Genomic DNA, 19,580 nt, shown 5'->3' on the forward strand with positions numbered 1-19,580 from the left:
GCGGATTAAAGGAAATAACCATGGAAGACCTGACCAGTTTTTTTCACCGCTATGGCGATGCCCATTTGAAACTGTCTGGGGATGCGCTGGCACCGTTTTTCCATATTCCCGGCCTGATCAACGATTTGGGCGGCGTGCATGCCATTTCATCCCATGATGATCTGGCCACCTATCACGCCCCCTTCATTGCCGAACTGACCAAGGCGCGCCTTGCCATTTGCAAGGCGATGCTAACCGAACAGCAATCCGCCCTGCCCGGTGGTGCGCGCGCAGTTGTTTCCTTCCGGTTCGGGAACGAGACAAACGACCTGATCTTTGATTGCGATTATGCCTTTGCCCTGATGCGCGTCGAGCAGGACTGGAAAATTGTTTTCGCCCAGCTCGGCGAAATTCGATATAGCGACCTATATTAGTATAAAGTCCGGTGTCGTCCGTGCCATCGCCGGTCGAAGTCTGCGTACAGCACCCACCCGGCCTGCCATCGCCTTGCCAAGGGAAATATCCATGACCCAACCCCTTGCCCAGCCGCCATTACCCACAACAACCGCTGCCCGGCCTGTTACTGCGGTGATGGGAACAGCACAGGGCCACGTCGTGTCCAGCCCATGGCGTAATTTGGCACTAGGGGTGCTCGCTGCCTTTATGGCATTCGCAGCAGGCCCGGTAACACCGGCACAGGCCGATAACTGGTTTGAACCACTATCGGGCAAGCCCCGCGCGGTTGATGGCGATACGCTGGAATACGGCTTCAAGCGGGTTGACCTGTATGGCGCCGACAGCTTGGAACGTTTTCAGAAATGCGTTGTTAGCGGACAAAGTACCGCATGTGGTGCCGATGCCTGGCAGGCCATCACCAACCTGATCGCAAAGACCCCGGTTCGGTGTGAAACCAAGGCCATCAACCGCTATAAGCGCAACATGGCCATTTGCCGCAATGCCAATGGTGTTGATATCGGCCAGCAGCTTGTCGCAATGGGATGGGCCGTTGCCCGCCCTGATGAAATGCCGACTTATGCCGCTGCCGAAAAATCGGCCAAGGCCGCGCGCCGCGGTGCATGGGCGGGCAAATTCATCGACCCGCTTCAATGGCGGCGGGGCGAGCGCCTGCCGGAACATAAAATCAGCATTTACTGACTGTTTGGGATGGCGTGGAACGGTTGCCATTAATGTTTCCCATCAGGCCCGAACGTAAAAAAGGCTGGCGCAGCACGCACCAGCCTTTTGTCTTTATTTCGATCATTCACAGCCCAGCCTAGGCCGCAGGCCCCTGAAAGGGGCGCGCCAGCAGTCGGCCAAGCCCGGCCAGGGTCATTTTGTTTTTAAGCGAGGCTACGCCCACAATAACCACAACAAAACCAGCCATTTGTGTGGGGCTTAGGGTTTCGCCCAATAACAGCCAGGCAGCAAAAAATGTCAGCGCCGGGCCGGAAAGCGAAATTAACGAGGCCTGGGTCGCGCCGATACGCCGGATACCTTCGAACAGCAGGAAAAACGGGATCACGGTGCAGAAAATCGAAATGCCCGTCGTCCATAGCACCCCTGCCAGATTAAGGTGCAGCGGCTTTTCAACAACCAGTTCATAAAGAACCATGGCAATACCGGCCACTGTATTGATCAGGGCAGAAAAATGCATGGAACCAATGACATTGATTTTGCGCTGGCTGAAATAAAGGTAGCAGGCATAGGTCAGCGCCGACGAAAATGCCCAAAACACCCCCTGCCAGACATGGTCTGACACCAGCGATACCCCATTGGGGGCCACCACCAAAATCAACCCGCAATAGGTGATCAGAAAACATATGATCTGCCGGGGCGGCGGCAGGCGCCAGCGATGCACTGCTTCCAAGATCATGACAATGGCGGGGAAGCTGAACAGCACGATGCGCGATACCGTGACATCAATGATGGAAACGGCGGTAAAATCGCACAGCGAGGCGGCAAAAAACAGCCCACCAAATGCCCCACCCCAGATCATGTCTGCCGGTCGCATGGCCCGTTCACCGGGGCGGTTTTTGCCAAACATCCACACGCCAAACCAGAAAAACGGCATCGCGATTAAAAACCGCAACAGCAAAAGCCCATCCACCGTCATGCCGGTTGCATAAACAAACTTCGCCAAAAGCCCCTTCATCGCCAGCGCGCAAGTGGCAAGCAGCACCAAAATCAGTGCAGAACGTGCCGTTTTGGCCTGGGCTGCCTCGGCGGCCGCAGTTTTTGCTGTATCGGCCGAATTGGCCGCACTCGCGGCATGTGCAGATGTCGCATCATCTGGCGACGGGGTGGCATCATTGGCTGGCGCATTGCCAGTCAATGTTGATGAACTGGGGGGCATTGGGAACTCCGATCTCTCTATCCCCATATCCTACGCCGCCACAGACATTATTCAATTCGAATAAAATATTACCAGCTATCAGCTTTGCTGATAACATAAGCAAACCCGCATCAACCACGATCAAAAGCCGCCATCATGGATATCAAACAGCTTCGCAGTTTTATTCACATTGCCGAACTGGGAAGCCTGTCGCGCGCGGCCGACCGGTTAAACCTGTCGCAACCCGCACTAAGCCGCCAGCTTAACCTGCTGGAAGAAAACCTGAATACCCAGCTTCTGGAACGTACCGGACGCGGCGTGAAACTGACCGAAGCAGGCCGTATTCTGGCCGAACGGGCGCGTGTCATTTTGGGCGACCTTGCCCGGCTGGAAGCCGATCTTAGCGAACGGCGCGATCACGTGACCGGCCATGTCAATATTGGCCTGCCCCCCAGTGCCGGCATTGTCATAACCGGCGCGCTGGTGGAAGCCGTGCGCGACCGCTACCCGGAGCTTAGCCTGTCCATCGCCGAAGATTTAACTGGCGATATTCAGGAAGGGCTGCTTTCGGGGCGGCTGGATGTTGGTGCACTTCATGATGGCATGATATCGCGCAGCCTGCATTCCGAACCCCTATGGCGCGAAGACCTGTTTTTGATTTCGCATCCATCCTTGGTGCCTGAAAATGCCACCGCAATTGCCTTTGAAGATGTGGTGCGCCTGCCCCTGATCATGCCAACGCCCAAACATGGCCTGCGCGCCAAAATGCAGGAAGCCGCCTTTCGTGCCGGACGCCCGCTGATGCCTGTGGTCGAAGCCGATGCCCTGCGTGTGCTGGTTGACCTGGTCCATCGCGGTTTGGGGCATACGGTTTTACCACGGTCCTCCCTGGTGGCCGAACTTTCCACCGGGCGGCTAAAGGCACGGCGCATTACCCAGCCTGGCATGGCGCGTACCGTCATGCTGTCCTGGTTGCAGGACCGCCCGCTAAGTGCCGGGACAAAGGCGGTGATTGATACCCTGCGTGAACTGGCTGGCACCGTACCAATGGGCGACTAAGCCCCTGCCAGTCAGGCGTTTGTGCCGACATCCTTGCAAAACAAAACCGGCATTCACGGAGAATGCCGGTTTTTATTCAGATCCCCAAACGGATCATCTGGTGCAATCAGGCGTCGGCTGATGAATCAGATGAACGTTTCCACAAATTCAGGCCGCCATCGGTGGCGTATTTGTCAATTTCCACCAGTTCTTCGGTGCTGAATTCAAGATTGTTCAGGGCATCAAGGCTGTTATCAAGCTGCGCAACATGGCGCGCACCAATCAGGGCGGATGTAATTTCCGGGCGACGCAGCACCCAGGCAATCGCCATCTGCGCCAGTGACTGGCCGCGACGCTGGGCAATCTCGTTAAGGGCTTTAACGCGATTGATGTTTTCTTCAGTCAGCATCGAAGACTGGAACGAACCACCTTCTGCTGCGCGCGAATTATCGGGCACACCATTAAGGTATTTATTGGTCAGAAGGCCCTGCGCCATCGGCGAAAAGGCAATGCAGCCAATACCCAGTTCAGTCAGGGTATCAAGCAGGCCTTCTTCCTCGACCCAGCGGTTCAGCATCGAATAGCTGGGCTGATGGATCACGCAAGGCGTGCCCAGTTCCGTCAGAATTTCCTGTGCCTTGCGGGTCATTTCCGCCGAATAGGACGAAATACCGACATAAAGCGCCTTGCCCTGGCGAACAACCTGGTCAAGCGCGCTCATGGTTTCATAAAGCGGCGTGTCCGGGTCCACACGGTGCGAATAGAAAATGTCAACATAATCCAGCCCCATACGTTTCAGGCTCTGATCCAGGCTGGAAATAAGATATTTGCGTGATCCCCATTCGCCATAGGGACCAGGCCACATGCGATAGCCCGCCTTGGTCGAAATGATCAATTCATCACGATGGGCGCGCAAATCCTGATCAAGGATGCGGCCAAAGTTTTCTTCGGCCGAACCGGGCGGCGGGCCATAGTTATTGGCAAGGTCAAAATGGGTAACACCGCGATCAAAGGCACGGCGGATCATGGCACGCTGGGTTTCGTAAACGTCAACGCCACCAAAATTGTGCCAAAGACCAAGGGTAATTTGCGGTAATTGAAGGCCGCTATGGCCACTGCGGCGATAGGTCATCTGTTCGTAACGCGATGCGTCGGGCATCCAGTCCGATGACATGGTCTTCCTCCTGATTATTTTTGTTTTGGGTTTTCCCAAAATTTGAATCGATCCAATGCGCGAGAGAATACGTTATTTCCCCTCGCCCTGTCAGGTGCGAATTGCAAAAACCCGAACATAACCAATCACGAACAATCAAAAATTCAGGCAGGCAACCATGCGCCACTTAACCCGTCCCCACATTCATCCACACAGCCATGGCGGCAACAAAAGCATTTTGCCGATTGGTTCTTCGAACAAAGCGTTTATTGGGTGTATACAGGGAAACAAAGCAGACAGACGGGCACAACAGCAGGATAGAAAAACAGATGAAAGCGAGCATCCGCGGACTGGAACTGTTTCGATCGATCATGCTGACCGGGTCGATCAGCAAATCGTCGGTCGAACTGAACATTTCCCAGCCCACCGCCAGCGGTCTTTTGAAACGGCTGGAGGATTCACTGGGGCTGATCCTGTTTGAACGCAGTGCCTTTGGCCTGTCGCCCACGCCCGAAGCAATCAAGCTGCTGCCCGAAGTTGACCGGATGTTTCAGCATCTGGACCATGTGCAAACCAAAATCGCCAATATTGCCGAGGGGGATTCAGCATTTCTATCGGTGCAGTCCCTGCCATCCATGTCGCAGCACTTTGTCGCCCCAACGATTAAAATCCTGTGCGAACATTTCCCCAAGGCCACCATTTCCATCCATTCCGGACAATCATCCCAGGTGGTCAACAGCATCCGCATGGGGGCCTTTGATGTTGGCTTTGTTTATGGGGCGCGGGAAAATTCGACGCTAGAATATATCCCGCTCAAGAAAATCAAATTCGAATGCGTGGTGCGCGCCGATCACAGGCTGGCGCAAAAATCCCATGTCGAACCATCGGACCTTTTAAACGAAGATCTGATTTTAAACCGGTCAGGCACCTATTTGCGCAATGCGCTAAACCGTGCGCTGCGCCAGCATGATATTCCCGTTTCGCCCAAGGTCGAAACCGGCACGCTGCAGGCCTATGACCTGATCAATTCGGGGATTGGTATTGGAATCCTTGATACGTCGCTGCTTTCCGATAACCATTATCCCGACCTGGTCGCTGTACCGACCTTCATGAATATCGAGGTCGAGGCCTGCGCCATTTTCAACAAGACCACGCCGCTTTCCCGTGTTGCCCACCAATATCTGACCATCGTGCAGGATTTCTTCAATTCGGCAGGCAAAGCGGATTAAGGCCGACATCCCCAAACGCAAAACGACCCGGCTATACCGGGTCGCTGCGTAAAAATATCCTGCATGTCAGACAAGGCTGACCGGCTGACGAACCGGTTATTCGGCTGCGCCTGCAATTTCTTTCAGACGGGTCATGACCTCGGCACCGACCAGCGGTTCACCCAGTTCTTTCCAGACCGGCTTCATCTTGGCGACCCAGGCGGCGTGCTGTTCATCATTCAGGGTGTGAATTTTAACGCCGCTCTGACGGATGGCTTCAACATCGTCATTGTTCATCTTAAGGCCGTTTTCGATGTTCCAGTCGGTTGCGGCTTTCAGCGCATCGGCAATACCGGAACGGACATCATCGGGCAGGCCATCCCACCAGTTCTTGCTGGTTCCAACCATGTAGTAGGAATACATGTGGTTGGTCAGGGTCAGATGATTGATCATTTCATACATGCCTGAACCCTTCCAGGCATTCGGGGTAACTTCGGCACCGTCGATAACACCGGTCTGAAGGGCGGTCGGGGCTTCACCCCAATTCACGCTAACCGGGTTGGCATCAACCGCTTCAAAGGTTTTGACATATACCGGGGCAGACTGAACACGGATTTTCATGCCGGCAATATCCGCCGGGGTCAGCACATCCTTGGAGCCGGTATAACCCAGAACACGCGGGCCATTGATCCAGAAAGCAACCGGTTCAATGTTTTTCGAGCGCAGCTGCGGCACAAAAATGCTGCGAACCGTTTCGTCCTTCATCGCGGCCGAGAATTTTTCCGGCGTATCGAGAAGAAACGGCAGGTTAAATGCATTCATGCCCTTGGCAAGGGTGGCATAGGTGCCGGTTGTCGGTGCAATGAAGTTAACCGCACCAAGCTGAAGGCCCTGGACCTGGTCGCTCTGGTCAAACAGGGTGCTGGAATGGTGCAGTTCAATCTCGACCTTGTCACCCAGGCGTTTTTTGACTTCTTCGGCGAATTTTTCAAAGGTCTGGCCCTTCAGGCTGACTTTGGCCGAATCATCGGACATCACGATTTTGATCGGGGCAGCATTGGCAATCGATGCACCAAGGGCAACCCCGGCCATCAGAATACCAGCCAGCGTCAAACGCAGTTTCCCGGTATATTTCATCTGTTTTCTCCACTGTTTATCATTTTATTGGTCACCCCATTCCGTCCCCGGAAATCGGTGTTGATCACTTCATCAAAGCCGGCAGATAAAGCGAAATTTGCGGTATAAAGGTCACAAGAAGCAGGGCCGTCAGGGTCGCGGCGATCCAGGGCAAGGCAGCCCGGAACACATTCAAAACCGACATGCCCGAAATGCTGCTGGCGACAAAAAGGTTCATGCCAACTGGCGGGGTGATCAGGCCCAGTTCGATATTCACCACCATGATGATGGCGAAATGGATCGGATCGATGCCAAGCGACCGGGCCGCAGGCTCCAGCAGCGGTGCAAAGATCAGGATGGTCGGGACCCCTTCAAGGAAGAAACCGACAATCACCAACAGCACATTGACGCATAACAGGAACTGAACCGGCGACAGCCCGGCATCGAGAACCAGTTGGGCCAGTTTGGCCGGCACACCGATTTTGGTAATGAAATAGCCAAACATCAGGGCATTCGCCGTGACCCAGAAAATCATGCCAACGCGTGGCACCGTTGCGGCAACAACGTTAAAGACATCCCGAACCTTCAGTTCGCGGTAAATCAGCATGCCGACAATAACCGCAAGCGCGATGGCCACCAGGGCGGCCTCGGTCGGGGTGAAGATGGCCCCGCCATCGACCTGCATGCCAAACAGTTCAAACCCCGGAAAACCGTAAATCCCGACGATAATCACGATGGGCAACAGCAATGCCGGAAAGCTGACGCGAAATGCTCGGCCCATTTCCCCAACGGCTGCCCGCTGGCGGACTTCAACCCCTTCGCGGGTTGCAAGGAAGCGTGCGGTAAACAGCAGCAGCAGGCCATAAATCACACCCGGCACCACACCGGCCAAAAACAGCTTGGGGATCGATGTTTCAGTGACAAAGCCATAAAGGATCAGCGGAATGCTGGGTGGCAGCAAAATACCGATCGAACCCGATGTGCAAATCGCCCCGATCGAGAATTTTTTGGAATAACCTTCCTTTAGCAGCGCGGGATAAAGAATGTTGCCCACCGCCGCAACCGTGGCCGGGCTGGAACCAGAAATCGCTGCAAAGAATATGCAGGTCAAAACCGTTGCCATGCCAAGGCCAGCCTTGAAATGCCCCAAAAGTGCCGTTGCCAGATCGACCAGGCGACGCACCAGCCCGCCATTTTCCATCAGGGCCGCAGCCAGAAAGAAAAACGGCACAGCCATCAGGGTGAAATGTTCAAGATTGGTCAGCAGTTTCTGGCCAAGAATCCCGGTGGGAATCGGCGAGAAAATGATCGAGGACAACACCGCCGCACCGCCCAGTGCAACGGCAATCGGCGCACCAATAACGATCAGGGCGAAGAAAACAATGGCCAGAAAAGCAACGGTCATTTGCCCTGCCCTTTATTCGAAGCGAGTTTGGAAAGATAGGTTTCTTCGGGCTTCAGCGCGCCCAGATCGCGGCCCAGCGTCAAAAGCAGCAGCACATAGCGCAAGCTGAAAAACACCATCGTCACAGGCACAACGAGGAAGAAATACAGTTCGGGAATGTCGGTTTCCTGATTGACCGCACCGATCATGTCCAGGAAATTGGCATAGAAAATCGCGTCATAGGCGTAATACAGGCACAAGGCCAGGGTTGCGCCATAGGCCAGCAAGTTTAAAACCGCCCGACCACGTGGCCCCAATGCCATCGGCAGCAGGTCCACCCGCGGATGATACCCCTCCCGAATGGCGCGGCTGGCGCCAAACAGCATCGCCCAGACCAGCGAAATCACCAAAACGGTTTCCAGCCAGTGAATACCCGAATTGAACGCATATCGCAGGATGATCTGCAGAAGGCCAAGGCTTACCCCCACCAGGGTCAAACCCACCATCATCAGCTTTTCAAACCCGCATAACAGCAAGTCCAGTCGCCGGATCATTCCATTTCACTCCCACACATATTGTTTTCCCCGTCTTTCGCGTTCAGGCGGCCATGTCGTTTGACGGCGTCCATAAAGTGCGAAGACCGGAAAGATCGGTCAGGGTTTCCAGTGCCATGATGGCATCATGCAGACGCGCCGATGCATCGGCAGACAAAACCCGCCCGGCGCAATCGTCATATTTGGCCCTGATCAGTTCGGCTGGTGCCGGTTCATCGGCATGGCGCCCAAAGGGGCGATCCATCCGTTTGTTAAGCTGGCGACCGTCACGCAGTTTTACATCAACCTCGGTCAGATAATTTCCCGGCCGGGTGAGTGACAGGTCGTCATGCGGTGCTGCATTTACACGCCCCATCAATGAAAGCGCAACCGGATCATGATAGGCAGCCGTGTCAAAACTGCCAAATGTCAGCCCGCCATCCAGAAGGGCGCGTGCCGCGCAATATTGCACGCTGAATTTTGCATCCAGGCTGTTGCGCAATTGCGGCCGGTCCACATGGGTCAGGCGCAGCGGGTGAATGCGGGTATCGATGCTTTCAACATCCCCTGCTTCAAACCCGTGTTCCTTTTGCAGCGAAAACAGCGCATCAACCGTGGCATGGGTGCTGTCACAGCAGGGATAAAGCTTAATGCCAATTCCCGGCTCGACGATATCAAGCGGCGCGGCCCAGTCACGGGTGATCAGTTCGGCCTGATAATTGCCCTTGCCATTATAAACATTCAAAAAGCCCTGCTTGGCTTCAAGCACATCAAGGCTGGCGGTAAAGCCATTTTGCGCCAGTTTGGCCGCCATCAGGCCATGCCGCGCGGCATGGCCAACGTGGTACGGTTTGGTCATGGTGCCAAAATTGGCTTTAACCCCGCTGGCCAGACTGGCCGAAAGCGACAGGGCCAGCGCGGTCTGGTGGGCATCCAGGCCCAAAAGCCTTGCCGATGCAGCAGCAGCGCCAAACACGCCCAGCGTTGCCGTCGGGTGCCAGCCGAGATCATAGTGATGAAAATTCACCGCGCGCGCCATGCGGGTTTCGGTTTCAAAACCGGCAATAAAGGCCAGCATAAAATCCATGCCCGAAACAGACTGACTTTCGGCAATGGCAAACAGGGCTGGCAAAACCGGGGCGGATGGATGCCCGCCCATGGCGATATTCACATCATCAAAATCCAGCGCATGGGATGCAGCACCATTGATCAGGGCGGCACACAACACATCAAGTTTGGTATCACGCCCCAGCAGCGACACCTGGCCTGGCGTTGCCAGTCCTTCGGTCTGCAGCATGGTTTCAACCACCGGCTCGTGGGTGCCAGCAAGGGTGCAGCCCACCGTATCAAGGATAACGGTTTTGGCATTTGCAATGGCAACAGGCATAAGATCAGCGTGTCCCAGCGCATGAATGCGCTCGGCTAGGTCGGTTATCAATGTCATTCTTTTTTCCGAAATCCGGTGGCTAGCGCCAGTAGAGCCGTTCGGGATTATCTACCAGCATGGCTTTGACGATGGCGGGATCGCCAGCCCATTGTGCGACAAGGTTTAAGGCCTGCCCGTTATCTTCGGGCCGGAAATGTTCAATTTTATCAGGCGAACGCACCGTTCCCGGTGCGGGCATTGTATGGGGCCAGTCACTGCCCCACAGCATACGATCAGGGCGGGTGGTAAAAAGCTTTTCAATAAAGGGCTGCACCTCGCCATATCCTGGCTGGCGCGACACCCGGTAAAGGGCCGACAGTTTCAAATAAACATGGCCGCAGGCCAAAAGGCGGCACAGGCTGTCAAACCCGGTCTGGGTCAAATCCCCCGCCGCATCCAGGCAGCACATGTGATCAAGCACCAGATCAACCGGCAGCGCTGCCAGTTTGTCTTCAAGCAAGGCAATATTGCCAAGGGTGGTATAAATCTGAATATGCCAGCCCAGCGCCAAAACCCGCTGTACAGCATGGTCCAGCTGGGCGGCGACACTTTGCGCATCCACATCACCATGAGTTCGCAAATTAAGGCGAATACCACGCACCCCCGCGCCGTGCAGGCGCGCCAGGTCTTCATCACCAAAGCTGTCATCAATCACGGCAACAGCCCGGGCGCGGTCCTGGCCCATGCCTTCGATGGCATCAAGGATGCAGGCATTATCGGTGCCATAAGGGCTGGCCTGCACCAGAATGGCCCGGCGAAATGACAATTGCGCCAAATGTGCTTCAAGCGCTGAAAGCGGCGCATGGTCCGGTGTATAGACACGGTCAGCCGACAGGGGGAAACGCCCTGCATCAAATACGTGAACATGGCAGTCACATGCATTTTCGGGCACGGTAAATGCCATCGCCTGATAGGTCTGGGTCATATTACACTCGGACGTTCCTGTTTTCCGGCCAATACCGGATCACTGTTTAACTTCCTGCCTTCCCTGCCCTTCTTTGCCACAGAAACCAAAGGAAAACGCCAAGGATACCCAAAGGGTGCTGTGTTGCCAGAACGATCAGGCAGGTGTTTCAGATTGATTTGTTCCCCGAAGTATCCGCCAGATTTCAGTGCTTTTTCAAATCGGTTTTCCTGTGACCCCTACAAAGTTTTTTGATACCCCTGAAGCGATCAATAAAAACGATAAAAATCAACAAATTAACAGAACACACAACCACCCAAAAGTGCGCACCCAACCTCTTTTTCGCATCGAATTAGCCTGATGCAATGAAGATTGGTATGGTTCCGACGCATCACAATATGCCCGTTAGGGTCCTGCCATCTGCGTCTTCCAACGGAAAAACACCGCCATAAGATGTTTTGGGGCTACCCCATCCCCATCGCAAAACGCCCCGGCATCAAAAACGATGCCGGGGCGAATTAGCAAAACTTCTGCAACTGTTAATCAAACTTGAGCGCTATTTCCCGATGCCTGGCGAACCGGGTTTGAAACCGTTTCAGGAACACAGCAGCAGCGGCAGCAAAGCACAGGATTATTCCACTAAAAATAAAATCGGGTACAGCACCCAAAGCATCAAAAATGACACCTCCCAAAGTCGCCCCGACGGTGATCGCAACCTGAATGACGGCAACCAGCAAACCGCCTCCGGCTTCGGCATTTTCAGGCACGGTACGCGCCAGCCAGGTCCACCATACGACAGGTGCCGCAGTTGCGGTAAAACCCCATATCGCCAGCAGACAAACGGTAAAAGGTAACGACGCTCCTAACCCGGACAGGGCAAAAGCTGCCACCGCCATCACCAGTGGCAAAATCGCTAGCAATTGAAAGACGCGCCCCGCGACGATGCGACCGACAAGGATTGTGCCAATAAAACCCGAAGCCCCCAAAACCAGCAACAGCGTCGAAAGCCAGGTGATACTTACACCCGTGACCTGTTCCAGAAACGGGCGCAAATAGGTAAAAAGTACAAACTGGCCGATGAATAAAAGTGCTACAGTAACAAGCCCCACCAGAACCGGCGGAAACCGCAGCAAAGCAACCACACCTTTGGCATATTCTTTCCGTTCGGGTGGCATTTGCGGCAATGAACAGAACTGCCATACAACTGCCAGCACGCCCAAAGGTACAAGACACCAGAATGCCCCGCGCCACCCGATCCAACCGCCCAGAAAACTGCCAATCGGTGCGGCCAGCGTCATGGCGATTGCGTTACCCCCATTAACAATTGCCAACGCACGGGGAACATCACGCACAGGCACAAGCCGCATGGCAACAGCCGCAGACATCGACCAGAACCCGCCAATCGCAATCCCCAGAAGTGCCCGCCCTACCATCAACATTGGATAGCTGACTGCAGACGCAACAAGTGAACCCGAAACAACCAGCAGGCAGGTTAACAATAACAGCACATGTTGACGCGGCATTGTCCGTGTCAGACGCCCGATAGACAGACTTGTCAGCACGGCAAGAAATCCCGAAGCTGCAATTGTCCGCCCGGCTTCGCCCTCGCTTAACGCAAGGGACGATGCCATTGGGCTCAGCAGACTGACCGGCATAAACTCCGACGCCACCAATACAAAACTGCAAAGGGACATCGCGTAGATGGCACTCCAGTTTGCAATTTCCAACGGTTTGTCATGACCTGCAGACATTTTTGAAACGGTCGAATTACGCACAGCGACCATTCATCACATTTCCTGTGGAGCCTGCGACAGCGCCTGCCCAAAAAAGCTTTCAAGCTTGTCAAAGGGGATAAGATCAATGCGATCATAAAGATCGACATGCCCTGCACCTTCAACCCAATAAAGTTCCTTTGGTTCACCAGCGCGCTCAAAGGCGTCTTCGCTAAATTCTTTGGAATGGGCTGTCGCCCCTGCAATGAATAGCATCGGGCGCGGACTGATCGTTTCAATATCCTCGAACGGATAGAAATTCATGAACTTGGTATTGCTGCTGAGTGTCGGGTGCGTTGTGGTATCGGCCGTCTGACCCGTCGGGATCACCGCGCCACGCGGCGTGCGATAAAAATCATAGAATTCATCACCAATCGCATTCCCGGTAATTTCGTGGGGGCTGCCGCTGGTATAACGCAATTCGCCACCTTCGGCTTCAACCCAGCGCTGCTGGGCAGCCTCGGCAATTATGGCCTTGCGATCTTCAACACTAACCGATTTGCCAAGTCCATTGCGGTTTGCCTGCCCCATATCGTACATGCTGATTGTTGCAACGGCACGGATACGCGGGTCAATTTTGGCTGCGCTGATCACAAAACTTCCGCTGCCACATATGCCGATAGCACCAATGCTGTCACGGGCGACAAAATCCCGTGTTCCCAGAAAATCGACTGCCGCGTTAAAGGCCTCAGCATACATGTCCGGCGATACCCGGTTTCGCGCCCCCTCGCTATCGCCCCAGAACGGCAGATCAATCGCAAGCGTCACATAACCGCGATCTGCCATTTTCTGCGCATACAGATTGGCACTCTGTTCCTTGACTGCCCCCATTGGATGACCAACAACCAAGGCTGGCAGGCGGCTATTGGCGGCTGCCGCCTTTGGACGAAACAGGTTTCCAGCAACGCTACCACCGTAAATCGTCGGGAAGCTGACGGCCTCTTTCGTTACGGCGTCACTTACATAAAAATTGTCGGCACCGTTTGAAAGATCGGGTGTGTAAGACTGTGTCGTCATGGTCTTTTCTCCTGAAGATGTAGCATTCGCGGCAGCGAAATAGCCTGAAAGGGGAACAATAATTGTCGACGCGATAAGAAATGCACGGGCGATCATCATTCAAACTCTCTTGCTGCAATACAGATCAGCCCAACCATAAATGCCGCTTACAATTAAAATTAGCGGGTATTTTTTTGATTGGTTTGTGAGTAAAATTCAGCAATGGAACGCACAAACCTTTCCGATCTTGCTGCCTTTGTCGCAATAGCGCGCACACGGAGCTTTACCAAAGCTTCCGCGCAACTGGGCGTGACACCATCGGCCCTCAGCCACCGGATGAAACTGCTTGAAGATCGTTTGGGGATACGCCTGCTTAACCGAACAACCCGCAGCGTTGCCCCCACCGAAGCTGGCGAAAGACTTTTAAAACCGCTTGGCGAAAAACTGGACGGGATTGAAGCCGATATTGCCCAACTGGCAGAATTACGCGATCGCCCCGCAGGGCATATCCGGCTGAATTCGGACGAACTTGCCGCCAAACTTGTTCTTTGGCCTGTTATTCGCGATTTCGTTCAGCGTTTTCCGGATATTTCGGTGGAAGTCGTTATTGATAACGGCTTTACCGATATCGTGTCGGGCGGTGTGGATGCAGGTATTCGACTTGGCGGCGTCGTTGAAAAAGACATGATCGCGGTCCCAGTTTCACCGCCGCTGCGTATGTTGGCAGTTTCCGCACCTTCCTATTTTGAGCGCCGGGGCCGCCCGCAAACACCCCATGACCTTGTTAACCACGAATGCCTTAATTATCGCTTCACATCGAATGGCGGCATGTATGCATGGGAATTTGAAGATACAGGTACACCGCTGAATGTGCGGGTAAACGGCCAACTGGCCTTTAACAGCATATTTCCAATCATGGATGCAGCACTTGACGGCACAGGAATTGGTTGCGTGCTCGACATTCACGCAGAAAGCCACATCAAAGACGGCACACTGGAAGCCGTACTTCTTGATTATTCACCGTATTTTGAAGGCTACCAACTGTATTACACCAGCCGCCGACAACCAACACCGGCTTTCTCGGCACTGGTGAAAGCATTACGGTACAAAGGCTGAAGCTGCCCGAAGGTGGTTTATCCAGGCAATATCCACGATACCCCCAAACCCGAAATGCGCCAATCATCCCACGCATTTCAGGTTCGGGTCAAAGTTCAGGCGTAAGGCCGGATCAGAATTATCGCGCTATCGGTGCCGTTGCCTTTTTCAGCCAGTCGCGATGTGCATCATCAAGGTCGTTTTCATACATGGCATAAACTTGTGCATGATAATCGTTCAGCCATTCCAGTTCGCCATCATCAAGCAGGCTGGCATCAATCAGGCGGCGTTCGATGGGCGAAAAGGTCAGGGTTTCAAAACCCAGCACCTGCAATTCTGCCCCGGCGGGGGCGTCAAGCTCGGTCACGGCAATCAGGTTTTCAATGCGAATGCCGTATTCGCCTTCCTTGTAATATCCAGGCTCGTTTGACAGGACCATGCCCGGTTTCAGGGCAATTTTATTTGGCCCCTTGGAAATGCGCTGCGGCCCTTCGTGAACGCCCAGATAGCTGCCCACACCGTGGCCAGTACCATGGTCAAAATCCAGCCCCACATCCCAAAGCGGCTTGCGCGCAAGGGTATCCAACTGCTGGCCTGTAGTGCCTGCCGGGAATTTGGCCGTCGCAAGGGCGATATGCCCTTTGAGCACGCGGGTAAAGCGATCGCGCATTTCGTCGCGGGGTGTTCCGATAATGGTGGTGCGGGTAATGTCGGTGGTGCCATCAATATATTGCCCGCCCGAATCAATCAGGAAAATCTCGCCCGGTTTCAGGGTGCGGTTGGTTTCGGGCGTGCAGCGATAATGGCAAATCGCGCCATTCGGCCCGCTGCCGGGAATGGTGGTAAAGCTGCTGTCGCGAAACAGCGGGTCTTCTTCGCGCAGGGACAAAAGCTTGTCCGCTGCCGTCATTTCATCAAGCGTGCCACCGGCTGCGGCCTTTTCCAGCCAGGCGAAATACCGAATGATCTTTTCGCCGTCACGCTTATGCGCCTTGCGCGATCCTTCCAGTTCCACATCGTTTTTAATCGCCTTGGGAATGGCAATCGGGTCGCGCCCGACCCGCACGGTTGCCCCGGCATTGCCAAGCTGCACACGCAACCAGTCCGATGCGGTTGCTTCATCCAGCCGGACCGAACCATTGCCCAGACCACGCAGGGCATCGGCCAGTTCACCGGGATGGCGCAATGTTGCATCACCTGCGATCCAGTCGCGGGTTTCCGCCGAAAATTTCCGTTCATCGGCAAACAGATCCACCGCCCCATTGCGGTCAATAATCGCATAGCCCAGCATCAGCGGCGTTTGCGGCACATCGCCACCACGAATATTAAGCAGCCAGGCAATACTGTCAGGTGCCGAAATAACCGCTGCTTCGCATTCCAGGGTTTCCAGCGCCTTGGCAATGGCCGCACGTTTGTCGGCACTTGATTGCCCGGCATGTTCCAGCAGATGCGGGCGTGCAGGTGCCAGGGGCTGGGCAGGCTGCTGGTGCCACAGGGCATCAATCGGGTTCGGGTCAATCGCAACCAGTTCGGCCCCGGCGCTGGCACAAGCTTCGCGCAGCTGATCAGCATGGGCAACGGTATGTAACCACGGGTCATAGGCCAGCTTCTGCCCGGCTTCGATATGGTCGTAAATCCAGCCAACGGCCGGTTCATTTACCAGATGGCGATATTCATAAAGCTTGCTATCCACCTGCTGGCGTACCTGGATGGTATAACGGCCATCAACAAAAATTGCCGCACTATCGGCCATAACAACAGCTGCGCCAGCCGACCCGGTAAAGCCGGTCAGCCAGGCCAGGCGTTCGGCGCGCGCCGGAACATATTCGCCCTGATGTTCGTCTGCGCGCGGCACAATAAAACCATCCACGCCCTTGGCAGCCAGATACTGGCGCAACTGGGCAATGCGTTGGGCGGCATCAAAACCATCGGCGGCATTGCAAAATGCGTCTTCACGGGCATCGCGCAGCGCCAGAAGGGCTTCTTTGGTTTCAGGCGACAGGCTGGTTCCAATCAGATCAAACCAGTCAGCCCGGCTATCGCCATTGGCCGCAGCCAAAACCCCGTCTACCAGATCAACAACCGATGTAAGGTCTTTTTCGACGCCATCATTTTTTAACAAAGCAGCCAGATGCGCATCGCCCGAATAGGTCATGGGAAATCCTTTTTGATGGTCCGGTTTGGTGGCCCGGGAAGGGAACAGAGTGGTAAATCTGCGCGAGATTACGGGTTTTTGCCTATTATATACAAGCCTGCATTTTCGCCATTTCGGGCAGGCATTCCCCCCTCACATGCGGATCAGGTATGAAAGACCTGCACACTTCGCAATGCAAAAGTTAACGAAATTTTACTATGACATCTTCATGACAAAAAGATGACCCGCCGGGCCGTCAATTTGCAGGAGACAATAAACGGTGGTCCGTTTTCCATTTACTGCGCAATGTGTTGCCCAGTCACGTCGTCGCCAGACAGCCTATGATGGCCTGGAGCGCCTTTCCCACCAGGAACGTGTGGCGCTCGGTTTTGATACAGGTGGTGCCCAGTCGGGAGACGTAACGCGTCAGGGTGATGCTGGCTTTACTGCCAGCGACATGATCGCAGATCGGGACTGACAGGACCTTCCCGCCCGTTAGCATATTGTCCCTTTGCAAACGGCACGCAGGATTGAGGTTCACTTTCCTTGTGGTTTTCTTTTGTTTTCCCTCAGAAACGGCTCCGCCTCTTCCCCGGCGGGGCCGTTTCGTTTTTCGGGCTGCTTTTCATTTCACCATCGCCCCGGCCCGGTGGTGCGCCACGGCCTAAAGCCAATTTCCGTTCCGCCGCCCCATCCTTGCGCAGATGAATTGCCTGTCTTGTCCCATACTGTTGAAACTGCAATAGTTTCGCCTGACACAAACAGGAAAAGCATATGAGCAAGACAGTTCTGATCACGGGTGGATCGCGTGGTATTGGCCGGGCAACGGCCCTTTTATGCGCCGAACGCGGCTGGAATATCGCCATCAGCTATGTCGGCAACAAGGCCGCCGCCGAACAAACCCGCAGCGACTGCCAGAAGGCAGGCGGCCAGTGCCTGATCAAACGGTGCGATATCGCCCATGAAGAAGACATCATCACCCTGTTTGCCGTTACCCGCGATGCCTTTGGCAGTATTGATGCGGTTGTGAACAATGCCGGCATTGTCGCCCCGGCCATGCGCCTGATGGATATGGATGTTGCCCGCATGCAGCGCATTTTTGACACCAACGTTTTAGGTGCCTATATCGTCGCGCGCGAAGCCGCCCGCAATATGGCGCGATCCCGCGACGGACAAGGCGGCGTTATCGTCAATGTGTCATCGATGGCGGCAAAACTGGGCAGCCCCAATGAATATGTCGATTATGCCGGGTCCAAGGGTGCCATGGACAGCATGACAATTGGCCTTTCCAAAGAGCTGGGACCGGAAGGCATTCGCGTCAATGCCGTGCGCCCCGGCATTATTGAAACGGATATCCACGCGACCAGCGGCCGCCCCAACCGCGCGGCCGAACTGGGGCCAAACTGCCCATTGGGCCGCACCGGCACAGCCGAAGAAGTCGCCGAAAGCATCATCTGGCTGATGGAGGATTCATCATCCTTTGTGACCGGCGCACTGATTGATGTTTCAGGCGGGCGTTAAACCGGCCCCCCAATAAAAAACCCTGCCATTCACCAACGCAAATGGCAGGGTCACAATCCCGAATATCAGCAGGCTGGCGCTTGTCGCCTTAGCCAACGACCAGTGTGGTCCAGTTTTCAACCTTGAAACGGTTCAGAAGCGTCAGGCCAACTTCACGATAGGCCGACAGCACAAACTGTTCCTGATGGGCAAGCAGGCCCGAAAGCACAACAACGCCATCGTCAGACAGGGTATTAACCAGATCATAGGCCATCTTGCGCAGCGGGCGGGCCAGGATGTTGGCGCACACAATGTCGTAATAGCCAGCATTCCGAATGCGGACATCGGCAAAACCGTTGGAATGCAGGGCTGTAACCAGACCGCCAATTTTGTTGATTTTGGCGTTCTCACGGGCCACCCGGACCGACGGTGCATCAATATCGGCCATCATGACCGGGCAGTTCCAGGTTTTGGCACATGCCATGCCCAGAATGCCCGAACCACACCCCATATCCAGTGCATTACGGCGCGGGCCATATTTCGCCAGCCAGTCAATTGCGGCAAGGCAGCCCTTGGTGGTTTGATGTTCGCCCGAACCAAAAGCCAGCCCGGCATCGACCTGCAAGGCAATTTTGGACAGCGGCAAATCGCCATCCCAATGCGACCCATGCACATAAAAACGCCCCACCGAAATCGGCTTGAAGCTGCGCAGGTTATCGCTGACCCAGTCCTTGGGTTCGTAAATGCCAAATTCGACAACCGGGGTTTCCGCCCCCATCGCCGTAGCCATCAGGGAAACTGCGGTTTCAACGGCGGGTTTGTCAATTTCGGTGCCGGAAAAACCTTCGATGCGCCAGTCGGTATCGGGTTCATTGACCAGTTCCGAATGCGACAATGCGTCACAATATTCAGACAGGGCCTCGGCAAAGGCTTCGACATGAACGCCCTTAACGATAAAGGAGAAATTATAGCAGCGCACGGTTTCGGTCATTTTGCTTCTCGTTTTTCGC

General features: G+C 54.7%; 18 protein-coding genes. 7 read left to right on the forward strand and 11 right to left on the reverse strand.

Annotated elements, in window-relative coordinates:
- Positions 1-20 precede the first annotated feature (20 nt).
- A complete protein-coding gene (locus CSC3H3_RS14645; protein WP_101285295.1) occupies positions 21-413 on the forward strand; it encodes a hypothetical protein in 393 nt (130 codons plus the stop codon).
- A 91-nt stretch (positions 414-504) separates the two neighbouring features.
- Complete coding sequence (locus CSC3H3_RS14650) at positions 505-1,134, forward strand: thermonuclease family protein (RefSeq protein ID WP_245881132.1); 630 nt, start codon at positions 505-507, stop codon at positions 1,132-1,134.
- 118 nt (positions 1,135-1,252) lie between these two features.
- Here CSC3H3_RS14650 and CSC3H3_RS14655 read toward each other — a convergent pair whose 3' ends face one another.
- A complete protein-coding gene (locus CSC3H3_RS14655) occupies positions 1,253-2,332 on the reverse strand; it encodes a DMT family transporter (RefSeq protein WP_101285296.1) in 1,080 nt (359 codons plus the stop codon).
- Between the two features lie 135 nt (positions 2,333-2,467).
- Between CSC3H3_RS14655 and CSC3H3_RS14660 the strand changes: the two genes are divergently transcribed.
- Positions 2,468-3,370, forward strand: coding sequence for a LysR family transcriptional regulator (locus CSC3H3_RS14660; RefSeq protein WP_101285297.1), 903 nt, complete (start codon positions 2,468-2,470; stop codon positions 3,368-3,370).
- Positions 3,371-3,476: 106 nt separating this feature from the next.
- Here CSC3H3_RS14660 and mgrA read toward each other — a convergent pair whose 3' ends face one another.
- Complete coding sequence (mgrA, locus tag CSC3H3_RS14665; RefSeq protein ID WP_101285298.1) at positions 3,477-4,523, reverse strand: L-glyceraldehyde 3-phosphate reductase; 1,047 nt, start codon at positions 4,521-4,523, stop codon at positions 3,477-3,479.
- A 308-nt stretch (positions 4,524-4,831) separates the two neighbouring features.
- Between mgrA and CSC3H3_RS14670 the strand changes: the two genes are divergently transcribed.
- A complete protein-coding gene (locus CSC3H3_RS14670; RefSeq protein WP_165791783.1) occupies positions 4,832-5,731 on the forward strand; it encodes a LysR family transcriptional regulator in 900 nt (299 codons plus the stop codon).
- Positions 5,732-5,827: 96 nt separating this feature from the next.
- On the opposite strand, the gene CSC3H3_RS14675 is transcribed toward CSC3H3_RS14670, so the two are convergent.
- The 7 genes from CSC3H3_RS14675 to CSC3H3_RS14705 all read right to left on the reverse strand — a co-directional run bounded on the left by CSC3H3_RS14675 (position 5,828) and on the right by CSC3H3_RS14705 (position 13,862).
- Positions 5,828-6,847: a TRAP transporter substrate-binding protein gene (locus tag CSC3H3_RS14675; RefSeq protein ID WP_101264805.1), complete on the reverse strand. Its 1,020-nt coding sequence runs from the start codon at positions 6,845-6,847 to the stop codon at positions 5,828-5,830.
- Between the two features lie 64 nt (positions 6,848-6,911).
- Entirely contained in the window at positions 6,912-8,231 is a 1,320-nt protein-coding gene (locus CSC3H3_RS14680) for a TRAP transporter large permease (protein ID WP_101264806.1), read from the reverse strand.
- The gene (locus CSC3H3_RS14685; protein ID WP_101285300.1) at positions 8,228-8,764 is read right to left on the reverse strand and encodes a TRAP transporter small permease; all 537 of its coding nucleotides are present in this window, start codon (positions 8,762-8,764) and stop codon (positions 8,228-8,230) included. The genes CSC3H3_RS14680 and CSC3H3_RS14685 overlap by 4 nt, the downstream gene beginning before the upstream one ends.
- 43 nt (positions 8,765-8,807) lie before the next feature.
- Positions 8,808-10,187 carry an MmgE/PrpD family protein gene (locus CSC3H3_RS14690; RefSeq protein WP_101285301.1) on the reverse strand — a complete coding sequence of 460 codons (1,380 nt, stop codon included), beginning with the start codon at positions 10,185-10,187 and terminating at the stop codon, positions 8,808-8,810.
- Positions 10,188-10,209: 22 nt separating this feature from the next.
- Positions 10,210-11,094, reverse strand: coding sequence for an amidohydrolase family protein (locus tag CSC3H3_RS14695; RefSeq protein ID WP_101285302.1), 885 nt, complete (start codon positions 11,092-11,094; stop codon positions 10,210-10,212).
- Positions 11,095-11,612: 518 nt separating this feature from the next.
- Positions 11,613-12,857 carry an MFS transporter gene (locus CSC3H3_RS14700; protein ID WP_342751341.1) on the reverse strand — a complete coding sequence of 415 codons (1,245 nt, stop codon included), beginning with the start codon at positions 12,855-12,857 and terminating at the stop codon, positions 11,613-11,615.
- A gap of 3 nt (positions 12,858-12,860) precedes the next feature.
- Positions 12,861-13,862: an alpha/beta hydrolase gene (locus CSC3H3_RS14705; protein WP_101285303.1), complete on the reverse strand. Its 1,002-nt coding sequence runs from the start codon at positions 13,860-13,862 to the stop codon at positions 12,861-12,863.
- 201 nt (positions 13,863-14,063) lie between these two features.
- Here CSC3H3_RS14705 and CSC3H3_RS14710 point away from each other — a divergent pair, with 201 nt between their 5' ends.
- Positions 14,064-14,957, forward strand: coding sequence for a LysR family transcriptional regulator (locus CSC3H3_RS14710; protein ID WP_101285304.1), 894 nt, complete (start codon positions 14,064-14,066; stop codon positions 14,955-14,957).
- A 118-nt stretch (positions 14,958-15,075) separates the two neighbouring features.
- On the opposite strand, the gene CSC3H3_RS14715 is transcribed toward CSC3H3_RS14710, so the two are convergent.
- Positions 15,076-17,091, reverse strand: coding sequence for an aminopeptidase P family protein (locus CSC3H3_RS14715; RefSeq protein ID WP_101285305.1), 2,016 nt, complete (start codon positions 17,089-17,091; stop codon positions 15,076-15,078).
- A gap of 259 nt (positions 17,092-17,350) precedes the next feature.
- Between CSC3H3_RS14715 and CSC3H3_RS24435 the strand changes: the two genes are divergently transcribed.
- Both CSC3H3_RS24435 and CSC3H3_RS14725 read left to right on the forward strand, forming a co-directional pair.
- The gene (locus CSC3H3_RS24435; protein ID WP_157831907.1) at positions 17,351-17,548 is read left to right on the forward strand and encodes a hypothetical protein; all 198 of its coding nucleotides are present in this window, start codon (positions 17,351-17,353) and stop codon (positions 17,546-17,548) included.
- A 296-nt stretch (positions 17,549-17,844) separates the two neighbouring features.
- Positions 17,845-18,591, forward strand: a complete 747-nt coding sequence (locus CSC3H3_RS14725; protein WP_101264813.1) for an SDR family oxidoreductase — start codon at positions 17,845-17,847, stop codon at positions 18,589-18,591.
- An 88-nt stretch (positions 18,592-18,679) separates the two neighbouring features.
- On the opposite strand, the gene CSC3H3_RS14730 is transcribed toward CSC3H3_RS14725, so the two are convergent.
- Entirely contained in the window at positions 18,680-19,561 is an 882-nt protein-coding gene (locus CSC3H3_RS14730) for a 50S ribosomal protein L11 methyltransferase (RefSeq protein ID WP_101264814.1), read from the reverse strand.
- Between the last annotated feature and the right edge of the window lie 19 nt (positions 19,562-19,580).

Source organism: Thalassospira marina (genome assembly GCF_002844375.1).
Taxonomy (GTDB): Bacteria; Pseudomonadota; Alphaproteobacteria; order Rhodospirillales; family Thalassospiraceae; genus Thalassospira; species Thalassospira marina.

Bases quoted from the DNA above. Each gene is read 5' to 3' on its own strand.
- CSC3H3_RS14645 (WP_101285295.1), top strand. From the start codon at position 21: ATGGAAGACCTGACCAGTTTTTTTCACCGCTATGGCGATGCCCATTTG.
- CSC3H3_RS14685 (WP_101285300.1), bottom strand. From the start codon at position 8,764: ATGATCCGGCGACTGGACTTGCTGTTATGCGGGTTTGAAAAGCTGATG.
- CSC3H3_RS14670 (WP_165791783.1), top strand. From the start codon at position 4,832: ATGAAAGCGAGCATCCGCGGACTGGAACTGTTTCGATCGATCATGCTG.
- CSC3H3_RS14680 (WP_101264806.1), bottom strand. From the start codon at position 8,231: ATGACCGTTGCTTTTCTGGCCATTGTTTTCTTCGCCCTGATCGTTATT.
- CSC3H3_RS14730 (WP_101264814.1), bottom strand. From the start codon at position 19,561: ATGACCGAAACCGTGCGCTGCTATAATTTCTCCTTTATCGTTAAGGGC.
- CSC3H3_RS14695 (WP_101285302.1), bottom strand. From the start codon at position 11,094: ATGACCCAGACCTATCAGGCGATGGCATTTACCGTGCCCGAAAATGCA.
- CSC3H3_RS14705 (WP_101285303.1), bottom strand. From the start codon at position 13,862: ATGACGACACAGTCTTACACACCCGATCTTTCAAACGGTGCCGACAAT.
- mgrA (WP_101285298.1), bottom strand. From the start codon at position 4,523: ATGTCATCGGACTGGATGCCCGACGCATCGCGTTACGAACAGATGACC.
- CSC3H3_RS14690 (WP_101285301.1), bottom strand. From the start codon at position 10,187: ATGACATTGATAACCGACCTAGCCGAGCGCATTCATGCGCTGGGACAC.
- CSC3H3_RS14710 (WP_101285304.1), top strand. From the start codon at position 14,064: ATGGAACGCACAAACCTTTCCGATCTTGCTGCCTTTGTCGCAATAGCG.
- CSC3H3_RS14675 (WP_101264805.1), bottom strand. From the start codon at position 6,847: ATGAAATATACCGGGAAACTGCGTTTGACGCTGGCTGGTATTCTGATG.
- CSC3H3_RS14650 (WP_245881132.1), top strand. From the start codon at position 505: ATGACCCAACCCCTTGCCCAGCCGCCATTACCCACAACAACCGCTGCC.
- CSC3H3_RS14660 (WP_101285297.1), top strand. From the start codon at position 2,468: ATGGATATCAAACAGCTTCGCAGTTTTATTCACATTGCCGAACTGGGA.
- CSC3H3_RS14700 (WP_342751341.1), bottom strand. From the start codon at position 12,857: ATGGTCGCTGTGCGTAATTCGACCGTTTCAAAAATGTCTGCAGGTCAT.
- CSC3H3_RS14725 (WP_101264813.1), top strand. From the start codon at position 17,845: ATGAGCAAGACAGTTCTGATCACGGGTGGATCGCGTGGTATTGGCCGG.
- CSC3H3_RS14655 (WP_101285296.1), bottom strand. From the start codon at position 2,332: ATGCCCCCCAGTTCATCAACATTGACTGGCAATGCGCCAGCCAATGAT.
- CSC3H3_RS14715 (WP_101285305.1), bottom strand. From the start codon at position 17,091: ATGACCTATTCGGGCGATGCGCATCTGGCTGCTTTGTTAAAAAATGAT.